Origin of the sequence: Streptomyces antimicrobicus, assembly GCF_020532625.1 — a bacterium.
Classification (GTDB): domain Bacteria; phylum Actinomycetota; class Actinomycetes; order Streptomycetales; family Streptomycetaceae; genus Streptomyces; species Streptomyces antimicrobicus.
In genome coordinates this window covers 1-11,029 of the sequence record NZ_JAJAUY010000175.1, presented here as the reverse complement: position 1 = coordinate 11,029, position 11,029 = coordinate 1, and the positions used below count along the sequence as shown (strand labels likewise).

Sequence of the window (11,029 nt, the reverse complement as noted above, 5' to 3'; positions counted from 1 at the left end):
CACCGGCCGCGGGCCTGGCGCCGTACGCCTCCTACTGGTTCCCCGACACGCTGCCCGCCGGCCGTCCCGCCCCCGGCGTCGTCTGGCGCTCGCTCATGTCCTGGACGCCCGAGGGCGATCCGGACCTCGCCTTCCGCGCCGCGAGCGTCCCCCTCGCGCCCCGCTTCACCCCGGTCCCGCCCCACCCCGCGGCCCGCGCCGACCAGGCGCGCATCTCCGCGCTGGTCTCGTTCGGTCCGACCGCCGGCTACCCGGCGCAGGGGTCCGCCACCGCCGACCACTACGCGCTCACCCACTGGGCCTATCTCGACGAGCTCGTCTTCTGGGGAGGATCCGCCGGGGAGGGCCTGGTCCTCGCCCCCGACGCGCCGCTGGTGGACGCCGCCCACCGCAACGGCGTCCGCGTGCTGGGCACCGTCTTCCTGCCGCCCGTCGCGTACGGCGGCGACCTCCGCTGGACGCGTGACCTCGTCCAGCAGGACGCCGACGGCCGGTTCCCGGTCGCCGAGAAGCTCGCCGGGGTCGCCCGCGCCTACGGCTTCGACGGCTGGTTCGTGAACGCCGAGACCGACGGCGGCGACAGCGCCCTCGCCGCCCGCGCCCGCGCCTTCCTGCGCGCGCTGCGCACCGCCGGCGCGGCCCACGACCTCCGCGTGACCTGGTACGACGCCCTGAGCGTGACCGGCCGGGTGGACTGGCAGGGCGGGCTCAACGACCTCAACCAGGAGTTCTACGAGGACCGCTCGGGCCGGGTCAGCGACCGCTTCTTCGTCGACTTCCGCTGGACGGCCGACACCCTCGCGCAGTCCGCCGCCCGCGCGGACAGGATCGGCCGCGACCGCTACGAGCTGTGGGCGGGCGTGGACGTCGAGGCCCGGGGCTGGGACACCCCGGTCCCGTGGGAGGCCCTCGTGCCCACCAGCGGCCGGCACGTCGTCAGTGTCGGGCTCTACCGGCCCGAATGGACCCGCAACCACCTCACCGACCGCTCCCCCGGCGCCTTCCACGCCGCCGACGACCGGTTCTGGACGGGCGCCTCGCTCGACCCCGCCCACCCCGCGTCCGCGCCCGACCCCGGGCCCGCGGCCCACCCCGGGCCCGCGCCCGACTCCGCGGGCCCGACCGCCGGCTGGCGGGCGCCGGCCACCGTGGTCGCCGACCGGTCCACGGTGGCGGCCCTGCCCTTCGCGTGCGCCTTCAACACCGGGCACGGCCTGCGCTGGTACGACGCCGGCCGGGTCGCCTCGGACCGGCCGTGGAACCACCTCGGGCTCCAGGACCGGCTGCCGGGCCGCCGCTGGGTCGTGGACACCACCGGCCCGCGCCCCGCCGTCACCCTGGACTTCGCCGACGCCTGGCGCGGCGGCTCCAGCCTCCTCGTGCGCGGCGCCCCCACCGCAGCGGTCACCGTGGGCCTGCACGCCACGCGGCTGCCGCTGTCGCGGTCCACGGTGGTCGAGCTGGTCCACCGTACGGAGCCCGGGTCGGGGCCGGTCGCGGTCGAGCTGGGCGTCGCCACCCGGGAACCGGCCGCGCCGGGCGAGCCCGTCCCGTACACATGGGTGGCGTCGTCGCGAAGCGCCCGCGGCGGCTGGCGGACGTCACGGTTCCGGCTGGCCGGGCTCGCGGGCCGGACCGGGTACGGGTTCGCCGTACGGCTCGTCGGCCCCGCCGGCGGCGGCCCCCTCTCCTGGCGGCTCGGGGCCCTGGCGGCGTACGACGGCCGCCGGGACCGGCCGGCCGCCCCGGGCCAGCTCACCGTGGACGCGTGGGCGTCCGGCGGCGACGGGACGACGGAGCTGCGGCTGTCGTGGCGGCGGGCGCCGGGTCCGGTCCGCCACTACGAGCTCCACCGGGTGCTCGGCGACGGCGGGCGGCGCTTCCTCGGCGGCACCTGCGGGACGGCGTTCCACGTGCCCGGCCTCCTGCGGGACGGCCGCGAGCGCGCGGCGACCTTCGAGGTCCGGGCCGTCGGGGAGCTGTACACCGCCGGCCCGGCCGCCCGCGTCCACCACCCCTGGTAGGACCGCAGCCACCGCTTCCGGCCTGCCCCCGGCGGCGTGGGGCCGGGGCGGGTCAGCCCTGCGGAGAGCTGCGCGGAACCCGCACGGTCACGCGCAGGCCGTGCGGCGGGTTCGTCTCGTACGCCAGCGAGCCCCCGCCCGCGGCGAGCAGCGCGCGGGAGATGGACAGGCCGAGGCCGGAGCCCTTGACGTTCTGGTGCCGGCCGCTGCGCCAGAACCGGTCGCCGATGCGGGCGAGCTCCTCCTCGGTCAGGCCCGGGCCCCGGTCGGCGACCACCACGCGGGCGTACCGCCCGTCGGCCGCCACCGACACCTCGACGGACTCCCCGGCCGGGGTGAACTTCAGCGCGTTGTCGATCACCGCGTCCAGGGCGCTGGACAGCGCGATCGGGTCGGCCCAGCCGGTGACGGCGGCCCGCCCGGTGAGACCGAGCCGGACGCCCTTCTCCTCGGCGAGCGGGCGCCAGGCGGCGACCCGCTCGGCGGCCAGTCGGCCGACGTCGGTGACGGCCAGCTCGGCGGAGGCGTGCTCGGCCAGGGCCAGGTCCAGCAGGTCGTCGAGGACCTGGGCCAGGCGCTTGCCCTCGGCGCGGACGGAGGCGATCTCCTCGTTGTCCTCGGGCAGTTCCAGGGCGAGCAGCTCGATCCGCAGGAGCAGGGCCGCGAGCGGGTTGCGCAGCTGGTGGGAGGCATCGGCGACGAAGGCGCGCTGCTGCTCCAGCACCTCTTCGACGTTGTCGGCCATCTCGTTGAACGAGGTGGCCAGTCTGCGCAGTTCCGGCGGGCCGCCGGACTCCGCCACCCTGGAGTTCATCCGCCCGGTGGCGATGCCGTGGGCGGCGGCGTCCAGGGTCCGCACGGGCTTGAGCACCCAGCTGGTCAGCCGCAGCGCCGCACCGAAGGCGAGCAGCATCGCGGCGGCCAGCCCGGCGGCGGTGAGCAGCCAGCCGCGCAGGGTGCGGGCGCGCATACGGTCGGTGGGCGACTCGGTGACGACGACCGCGACCACGTCCCCGTCGAGCACGACCGGCGAGGCCACCAGCAGCTTCCCGTCGGTCTGCCAGGGCCAGACCTGGGCGGGGTCGTGGCTGCGGCGGCCGGCCAGCGCCTCCTCGAAGGCGCGCCGGCCCTCGCCGTCCGCCGGCAGCCGCCACCAGCCCGGCGCGCGGGCCATGGCGTTGTCGTCGCGGTAGAAGATGCCGACCCGGATGCCGTACAGCTCCTGGTAGCGGGCGAGTTCGGACTGCAGGGTCTCGCGGCGCTCGTCGGCGCCGGAGTGCCCGGCGCCTTCGGAGTCGATCACGAACTGGGCGAGCGCGGCGAAGCGGGCGCTGTCGTCGATCCGGTCGACGACCACGCCCTGCTGCTGCCCGGCGGCCAGGCTGACGGCCAGCGGGAAGCCGAGGGCCAGCAGGACGCCGGCCATCAGGACGACGAGCAGCGGGAGGAGCCGGGCGCGCACCGGGGCCGCTCCTAGGCGGCGGGCGGCGGGACGAGCCGGTAGCCCACCCCGCGCACGGTCTCGATCAGCGCGGGCATCCGCAGCTTGGAGCGCAGCGAGGCGACGTGCACCTCGAGGGTCCGGCCGGTGCCTTCCCAGCTGGTGCGCCAGACCTCGCTGATGATCTGCTCGCGCCGGAAGACCACGCCCGGGCGCTGGGCGAGGAGGGCGAGCAGGTCGAACTCCTTGCGGGTCAGCGGCACGTCGACTCCGTCGACGCTGACCCGGCGGGTGGACAGCTCGACGGCGACGGGGCCGAGGCGGACCACGGCGGGCCCGCCACCGCCGTTCGGGCCGGGCGCGGCCTCGTCGGGGGCACCCGTGCGGCGGGCGACGGCGTGGATGCGGGCGAGCAGCTCGCCGGTGTCGTAGGGCTTGACGACGTAGTCGTCGGCGCCGAGGTTCAGGCCGTGGATGCGGGAGCGGACGTCGGAGCGCGCGGTCACCATGATGACCGGGGTGGACGTGCGCTTGCGGATCTTGCCGCACACCTCGTAGCCGTCCTGGTCGGGCAGTCCGAGGTCGAGCAGGACCACGCCGAAGGGCGGGGCGTCGGCGGGCAGCAGCGCCTGCAGGGCCTCCTCGCCGTTGCGGGCGTGGGTGACCCGGAAGCCGTGGCGGGCCAGGATGGCGGAGAGGGCGGCGGCGACGTGGTCGTCGTCCTCGACGAGCAGCAGTCTCATGCGTCCCCCTTTCCGGATCTTTCCGTCGTGCGGTCGTGCGTGCGGTCGTACGGTCGTGCGTGCGTGCGGTCGTGCGGCGCCGCCCGTCCGTCGGCCACTGTGGTCGGAAGTGGCCGAGGTGTGTCGGTGCGGGCCGGGTGCCGGGCGCGTGCCGGACAGCCGGCACGTTTGTGGCCACCATGCATCCACGCCGACAAAGACTCCCACGTCAAGGCCGTCCGAGTGCGGCGCGCCTTGTCGTTATCCACCCGGTACGCGTACAGCGTGCGGCGCACACGGACCGTGTACGCACGAGTCCGGATCGTTATCCTCAATTCTCGCTCAGATGTGATGACGGTGTGCGCACGGTCCCCCTACTGTCCTCCCAACCGAGGAGGACGGAGCAAGAAGCCGATGAGCGGAGTATCAGTGACCGAGGGCGCAAAGGACGCGGCGCCGGCTGCGGACAGCCTGGTCGTCCTGAGCAACGTCAACAAGCACTTCGGCGCGCTGCACGTGCTTCAGGACATCGATCTGAGCATTGCCCGCGGTGAGGTCGTCGTCGTGATCGGTCCTTCGGGATCGGGCAAGTCGACGCTGTGCCGGACGATCAACCGGCTGGAGACCATCGACTCCGGGACCATCACCATCGACGGCAAGGAACTGCCGGCGGAGGGCAAGGACCTGGCGCGGCTGCGCGCCGACGTCGGCATGGTCTTCCAGTCGTTCAACCTCTTCGCGCACAAGACGGTGCTGGAGAACGTCGTCCTGGGCCAGGTCAAGGTCCGCAAGGCCGACCGGGCCGCGGCCGAGCAGAAGGCCCGCGCCCTCCTGGACCGGGTGGGCGTCGGCTCGCAGGCCGACAAGTACCCGGCGCAGCTGTCGGGCGGCCAGCAGCAGCGCGTGGCGATCGCCCGCGCGCTGGCCATGGACCCGAAGGTGATGCTGTTCGACGAGCCGACCTCGGCGCTCGACCCCGAGATGATCAACGAGGTGCTGGAGGTCATGCAGCAGCTCGCCGGGGAGGGCATGACGATGGTCGTCGTCACGCACGAGATGGGCTTCGCCCGCTCGGCCGCCAATCGGGTCGTGTTCATGGCGGACGGCAAGATCGTCGAAGAGGCCGCGCCCGAGCAGTTCTTCAGCAACCCGCGCAGTGACCGCGCCAAGGACTTCCTTTCGAAGATCCTGCACCACTGACGGTTCGCGTCTGGTAGTCAACCGGTCGACGGAGCGGACCGGGCACGTCCCGCGCACGCCGCTCATCGGACAACAACGTCTCATCCGAGGGAAGTTCACCATGAAGGTTTTCAAGACCGGCGCCGCCGCGGCCGTTGCCGTCACCCTGGCCCTGTCCGCGACCGCCTGCGCGGGTGGCAGCGGCAAGAGCGGCGGCGGCAGCGGTGACGGCGCGGGCAAGAAGGACAAGCTCGTCGTCGGCATCAAGTTCGACCAGCCGGGTCTGGGCCTGAAGACCCCCGACGGCAAGTACACCGGCTTCGACGTGGACGTCGCGACGTACGTGGCCAAGGAGCTCGGCTACGAGGCCGACCAGATCGAGTTCAAGCAGGCCGTCAGCGCCGAGCGCGAGAACCTCATCGCCAACGGCGACGTGAAGTTCGTCGTCGCCAGCTACTCGATCAACGACAAGCGCAAGGAGAAGGTCGACTTCGCCGGCCCGTACTTCCTCGCGCACCAGGACCTGCTGGTCCGCGCCGACGAGACCTCCATCACCAAGGCCGAGGACCTCAACCAGAAGAAGCTCTGCTCGGTCACCGGCTCGACCTCCGCGCAGAACGTCAAGACCAAGCTGGCCCCCGAGGCGGACCTGCAGCAGCTCGGCGGCTACTCGGAGTGCCTGACCGGCCTGGAGAACAAGGCCGTCGACGCCCTGACCACCGACAACTCGATCCTCGCCGGCTACGCCGCCCAGGAGAAGAACGTCGGCAAGTTCAAGCTGGTCGGCCTGAGCCTGAGCAACGAGAACTACGGCATCGGTCTGAAGAAGGGCGACAAGGAGCTCCAGACCAAGATCAACGCCGCGCTCAGGAAGATGGTCCAGGACGGCTCCTGGGAGCAGTTCGTGAAGAAGAACTTCGGCCCGGCCAACTACAAGAACGAGCCTGCCCCGCAGATCACCGAGGGCAGCTGAGTCAGCGATGAGGGGCGTCGCCGCCCGCCTGCCACGGGCGGCGGCGTCCCTCACCGGCCATCCTGGGGAGAGCGCAGGGCATCGTGTTTGATTTTCTCGACTCCGGGCAGTACGACCTGCTCGGCGCCTTCTGGGTGACGGTTCAGCTCACCCTCTACTCGGCCGTCGGCTCCCTCATATGGGGAACCGTGCTCGCCGGCATGCGGGTCAGCCCCGTCCCGCTGATGCGGGCCTTCGGCACGGCGTACGTCAACGTCGTCCGCAACATCCCGCTCACCGTGCTGATCATCGCCTGCTCGCTGGGCCTGAACCAGACCCTCGGCTTCGCGCTCGGCGGTGACAACTTCAAGGAGATCGGCTTCCGGCTGGCCGTGCTGGGCCTGGTCGCCTACACCGGCACCTTCGTCTGCGAGGCGCTGCGCTCCGGCATCAACACCGTGCCGGTCGGGCAGGCCGAGGCGGCCCGGGCGCTGGGTCTGAGCTTCTTCCAGGTGCTCACCCTGATCGTGCTCCCCCAGGCCTTCCGCGCGGTCATCGCGCCGCTGGCCAACGTACTGATCGCCCTCACCAAGAACACCACCGTGGCGGCGGCCATCGGCGTGGCCGAGGCCTCGCTGCTGATGAAGGAAATGATCGAGAACGAAGCGGACGCGCTCTTCGCCGTCTTCGGGGTCATCGCCCTCGGCTTCGTCCTGCTGACCCTGCCCACTGGCCTGCTGCTGGGCTGGGTGGCCAAGCGAGTGGCGGTGAAGCGATGAGCTCCGTGCTGTACGACACCCCGGGCCCCAGGGCCAAGGTGCGCAACCTCGCCTACACCGCGGTCTTCGTGGTGCTGCTGGCGCTGGCCGGCTGGTGGGTCCTGTCCGCCATGGGCGAGAAGAACCAGCTCGAGGCCGACAAGTGGACGCCGTTCGTCACCGACGGGCAGATCTGGACCACCTATCTGATCCCTGGCCTGCTGCAGACCCTCCAGGCCGCCTTCCTCGCCATGCTGATCGGCCTGCCGCTGGGCGCCCTGCTCGGCATCGCGCGGCTGTCCGACCACGCCTTCGTGCGGATTCCCGTCGGGGCGGTCGTGGAGTTCTTCCGGGCCATCCCGGTGCTGATCCTGATGGTCTTCGCCTCCGCGCTGTTCGTGCAGTCCGGCGTGGACTCCGAGATCCGCCCGCTGTACGCGTGCGTCACCGGCCTGGTCCTGTACAACGCGTCGGTGATCGCCGAGATCGTCCGGGCGGGCGTGCTGTCGCTGCCGCGCGGTCAGGCCGAGGCGGCGCGGGCGCTGGGCCTGCGCAAGGGCCAGACGATGACCCACATCCTGCTGCCGCAGGCGGTCACGGTGATGCTGCCGGCGCTGGTGAGCCAGCTCGTGGTCATCCTCAAGGACACGGCCCTGGCCGGCGCCCTGCTGGGCTTCGCCGAGCTGATGACGTCGATCCGGCAGATCTCGGCCAACTACAGCAACGTGATCCCGACCCTCTTCGTGGTCGCCCTGATCTACGTGCTGCTCAACTTCGCCCTCACGATGTTCGCCTCCTGGCTGGAGCGGCGGCTGCGGCGGGCGAAGAAGGGCAAGGGCGGCACCCTCCCCGAGCAGCGGGCCGGCGAACCGGCGGGCGGTCCGGCCGAGAAGGACGTCGCCGGGGCCGCCGACGCGCCCACCAGCTGATCCGGAGCCGGTCCTCCCACGGAGCCCGTGTGCTGCGGCGGTGTCATTCCGCTCGCGCACACGGGCTCCGGCGCTTCCCCGAAGGCCGGCGTCACTTGACGCACGCACGTCGAGTGGGTTGCATACGTTCTGTGATCACATACCGGACATCGGGAGCCGCGCCATGGACCCGGTGATCGTCGTCGGCGCGGGGCCCGTCGGGCTCTGCCTGGCTCTCGCCCTGGCCGGGCAGGGCGTGCCCTGCGTCGTCCTCGACGAGGGGCCGGGCAAGGACGATCCGCGCCCCGCCCGTACGGTCGTGCTGCACGCCGACACCGCCGCCATGGCCCACCGCCTGGGCTGCACGAACCTGCGCGACGAGGGCGCCGCGTACGCCGCCTGGCGCGTGATGCGCCGCCGCCAGGAGGGCCGGCGGACCACCTTCGAGGACGCGCCGGCCCCGCTGCACGTGCCCCAGCACGCGCTCACCCGGCGGCTGCGCGCGGCCGCCACGGCCCACCCGCTGGTCCAACTGGTCACCGACAGCAAGCTCGACGCGCTGGAGCAGGAGGCCCACGGGGTCACCGCGCACACCCGCGGCGCCGAGACCACCTGGTGGCGCGGCAGTTACCTGGTCGGCTGCGACGGCGCCCGGTCCACCGTGCGCAAGCTGCTGGGCATCCGCTTCCCCGGCCGCACCGCCGTGGAACGGCACGCCGTGGCCGCGCTGCGCACCGAGCTGCCCTGGCCCGGCGAGGCGCTGCTGCACCGCAGCCCGCCGCAGGAGGTCACGGCCCGGCCGCTGGCCGACGGGGTGTGGCGGCTGGACTGGCTGCTGGAGCCGCGCGGCGAGTTGGTCACCCCGGACGCGCTGGTCACGCTGGTGCGCGACACCCTGGCCGGCTGGTGCGAGGGCACCACTCCCCCGTACGACCTGCTCGACACCGGCGTGCACACGCTGCACCACCGGCTTGCGCGGCGCTGGCGCGACCGCCGGGTCTTCCTGGCCGGGGACGCCGCGCACCTGCTGGGCGCGCTGGGCACCCAGGGGGTCGAGGAGGGCATGCGCGACGTGGAGAACCTCGCCTGGAAGCTGGCGCTGGCCTGGCAGCACGGGGCCTCGGAGGCACTGCTCGACAGCTACGAGAGCGAGCGGCGCACCGCCGTCGCCGCCCGGCTGCGCGCCGCCGACCAGGCGATGCCCGTACTGCGCGGCGGGGGCGGGCTGCGCACGCTGCTGCCGAGCTCGTCCCGGGCGCAGGAACAGCTGCTGTCCGACGGCCACTTGGGGCGCGGGCCGCTCGGAGCGCCCCCGGCGTACGCCCCTCCGGTCGCGGTCCGCGAGGTACCGACGGCCACCGAGCCGGGCGGGCCGGTGGAGAACGTCGCCGTGACCGCGCCCGACGGCTCGACCGTGCCGCTGCGCGACCGGCTGGGCCGGCGGCTGCTGGTGGTGCTCGTCGCCCCCGGCACCGGGGTCTGGGACCGGCGCCACTGGGTGAAGGCCGGGCTGATGCCCCGGCTGGCGGCGGCCGTGAGCGCCCTGCCGATGCGCACCGAGCTGCTGGTCGCCGACAGCTACCCGGGGGCCGCGGCCCACACCGTGCTGCTGGTCCGGCCGGACGGGCACCTGGCCGCGACGTTCGCCGGCGTCCGGCCGGCCGAGCTGTACGAGGCGGCCGACCGGGTCCGGGCGGGCGCGCCCGAACGCGAGCCGGCGCAGTTGTCGCTGGGCGAGGCCGCGGCCACGCCCCCCGCGGTGATCGATTGACCGTCGGTGCCGCTCATGGTTCACTCACGGACATGACCGGCACCGACGTACGCCTCTGGCGGAGGGTCCACATGGACCTCCTCCGCTACGCGGGCTGCGTCTGTCGCCCCTCCTGCTGATTCGCCTTCTCCCCCGCGCGCCGTCGGCGCGCTCCTTTCGCGAACCTCCAGGACGGTCACCCCTTCATGTCTGTCTCCGCGCACGCCCCCGTGCCCCCGCACGCCCCTGCACCTGCTCCCGCTCCCGCTCCCGCTCCTGCCGCGCATTCCCGCCCGGCTCCCGACGCCGGGCCCGAATCCGGGCTCGATTCCGGGCCCGGCGCCGCCGCCCGTCCGCGCGGTGGCGGTCCCACCGCCGCGGAACTCCTCGACTTCGCGCGGCGCACCGCCTCCGACCCCGACGTGGTCGACCGGCTCCCGCTCGATCCCGAGGGCCGCACCTGGATCCGGCTCGACGGCCCCGGCGGCAGCGAGGCCTGGCTGATCGGCTGGCCGCCGGGCACCGGCACCGGTTGGCACGACCACGCCGAGTCCCGGGGCGCGTTCGCCACCGCCCGGGGGCGGCTCGTCGAGCACTCGCTGGCGGTCCGGCTGCCGTCCGAGGGCTGGCACCGCCTGGAGCTCGCGCCGGGCCACGACCGCAGCCGCGCCGTGCAGGCGGGGACCGGGCGGGCGTTCGGCGAGCACCACGTCCACGAGGTGCTCAACGCCTCGGACCGGGAGCACGCGGTCTCGGTGCACGCGTACTACCCGCCGCTGCCGCAGATCCGCCGCTACAGCCGCAACGGCCTGGTGCTCACCCTGGAGCACGTCGAGCGTCCGGCGGACTGGCAGTGAGCGCCCCCCGGCCGACCGGCATCGACGAGCTGCTGGAGCGGGTCCGCTCCGGCTACACCCGCATCGGCGCGCGGGAGGCGTACGCGGCGTACCGGGCGGGCGAGGCCCTGCTCGTGGACATCCGCTACCAGGCGCTGCGCGAGCGGGACGGGCTGATCCCGGGGGCGCTGGTGGTCGAGCGCAACGAGCTGGAGTGGCGGCTCGACCCTCAGGGCAGCCATCGCGCCGCCGAGGCCACCAGCCACGAGCTGCGGGTGGTGGTCGTCTGCAACGAGGGCTACGCCTCCAGTCTGGCGGCCGCCTCCCTGCACCAGCTGGGCCTGCACCGGGCCACCGACCTGATCGGCGGCTTCCAGGCCTGGAAGGCGGCGGGGCACCCGGTCGAGCCGGCGTAGGCCCGCCGGCGCGACGCGCCCGCGGCGGCAGCGGCCGACGCGG

11 protein-coding genes are annotated in these 11,029 nt (G+C 73.7%); 9 read left to right on the top strand and 2 right to left on the bottom strand.

Features of this window, described 5'->3' with window-relative positions; all coding sequences use genetic code 11:
• A partial coding sequence (locus LG632_RS27525; protein WP_226730265.1) for an endo-beta-N-acetylglucosaminidase occupies window positions 1–2,024 on the top strand: 2,024 nt, incomplete at its 5' end.
• 52 nt (window positions 2,025–2,076) lie between these two features.
• On the opposite strand, the gene LG632_RS27520 is transcribed toward LG632_RS27525, so the two are convergent.
• Together LG632_RS27520 and LG632_RS27515 are read right to left on the bottom strand one after the other, a co-directional pair.
• The gene (locus LG632_RS27520; protein WP_226730264.1) at window positions 2,077–3,486 is read right to left on the bottom strand and encodes a sensor histidine kinase; all 1,410 of its coding nucleotides are present in this window, start codon (window positions 3,484–3,486) and stop codon (window positions 2,077–2,079) included.
• 11 nt (window positions 3,487–3,497) lie between these two features.
• Complete coding sequence (locus LG632_RS27515) at window positions 3,498–4,208, bottom strand: response regulator transcription factor (protein ID WP_226730263.1); 711 nt, start codon at window positions 4,206–4,208, stop codon at window positions 3,498–3,500.
• A gap of 393 nt (window positions 4,209–4,601) precedes the next feature.
• On the opposite strand from LG632_RS27515, the gene LG632_RS27510 reads away from it, so the two are divergent.
• The 8 genes from LG632_RS27510 to LG632_RS27480 all read left to right on the top strand — a co-directional run bounded on the left by LG632_RS27510 (window position 4,602) and on the right by LG632_RS27480 (window position 10,986).
• Window positions 4,602–5,387 carry an amino acid ABC transporter ATP-binding protein gene (locus LG632_RS27510; protein ID WP_226730262.1) on the top strand — a complete coding sequence of 262 codons (786 nt, stop codon included), beginning with the start codon at window positions 4,602–4,604 and terminating at the stop codon, window positions 5,385–5,387.
• Window positions 5,388–5,487: 100 nt separating this feature from the next.
• Window positions 5,488–6,339, top strand: a complete 852-nt coding sequence (locus tag LG632_RS27505; RefSeq protein WP_226730261.1) for a glutamate ABC transporter substrate-binding protein — start codon at window positions 5,488–5,490, stop codon at window positions 6,337–6,339.
• An 83-nt stretch (window positions 6,340–6,422) separates the two neighbouring features.
• Window positions 6,423–7,097 (top strand): amino acid ABC transporter permease, encoded by a 675-nt coding sequence (locus LG632_RS27500; protein WP_226730260.1) that lies wholly within the window; start codon window positions 6,423–6,425, stop codon window positions 7,095–7,097.
• Window positions 7,094–8,005: an amino acid ABC transporter permease gene (locus LG632_RS27495; RefSeq protein WP_226730259.1), complete on the top strand. Its 912-nt coding sequence runs from the start codon at window positions 7,094–7,096 to the stop codon at window positions 8,003–8,005. The genes LG632_RS27500 and LG632_RS27495 overlap by 4 nt, the downstream gene beginning before the upstream one ends.
• Window positions 8,006–8,168: 163 nt before the next feature.
• On the top strand, window positions 8,169–9,755 hold the full coding sequence (locus LG632_RS27490; protein WP_226730258.1) for an FAD-dependent oxidoreductase: 1,587 nt from the start codon (window positions 8,169–8,171) through the stop codon (window positions 9,753–9,755).
• A 32-nt stretch (window positions 9,756–9,787) separates the two neighbouring features.
• Window positions 9,788–9,874: a putative leader peptide gene (locus LG632_RS30770; RefSeq protein ID WP_338116662.1), complete on the top strand. Its 87-nt coding sequence runs from the start codon at window positions 9,788–9,790 to the stop codon at window positions 9,872–9,874.
• A 66-nt stretch (window positions 9,875–9,940) separates the two neighbouring features.
• A complete protein-coding gene (locus LG632_RS27485) occupies window positions 9,941–10,591 on the top strand; it encodes a cupin domain-containing protein (RefSeq protein ID WP_226730257.1) in 651 nt (216 codons plus the stop codon).
• Window positions 10,582–10,986, top strand: a complete 405-nt coding sequence (locus LG632_RS27480; protein ID WP_226730266.1) for a rhodanese-like domain-containing protein — start codon at window positions 10,582–10,584, stop codon at window positions 10,984–10,986. The genes LG632_RS27485 and LG632_RS27480 overlap by 10 nt, the downstream gene beginning before the upstream one ends.
• Window positions 10,987–11,029: the final 43 nt, after the last annotated feature.

What these genes read in the sequence shown, in the direction of transcription:
- LG632_RS30770 (WP_338116662.1), top strand. Translation starts at nt 9,788, where the DNA reads ATGACCGGCACCGACGTACGCCTCTGGCGGAGGGTCCACATGGACCTC.
- LG632_RS27485 (WP_226730257.1), top strand. Translation starts at nt 9,941, where the DNA reads ATGTCTGTCTCCGCGCACGCCCCCGTGCCCCCGCACGCCCCTGCACCT.
- LG632_RS27490 (WP_226730258.1), top strand. Translation starts at nt 8,169, where the DNA reads ATGGACCCGGTGATCGTCGTCGGCGCGGGGCCCGTCGGGCTCTGCCTG.
- LG632_RS27505 (WP_226730261.1), top strand. Translation starts at nt 5,488, where the DNA reads ATGAAGGTTTTCAAGACCGGCGCCGCCGCGGCCGTTGCCGTCACCCTG.
- LG632_RS27510 (WP_226730262.1), top strand. Translation starts at nt 4,602, where the DNA reads ATGAGCGGAGTATCAGTGACCGAGGGCGCAAAGGACGCGGCGCCGGCT.
- LG632_RS27495 (WP_226730259.1), top strand. Translation starts at nt 7,094, where the DNA reads ATGAGCTCCGTGCTGTACGACACCCCGGGCCCCAGGGCCAAGGTGCGC.
- LG632_RS27515 (WP_226730263.1), bottom strand. Translation starts at nt 4,208, where the DNA reads ATGAGACTGCTGCTCGTCGAGGACGACGACCACGTCGCCGCCGCCCTC.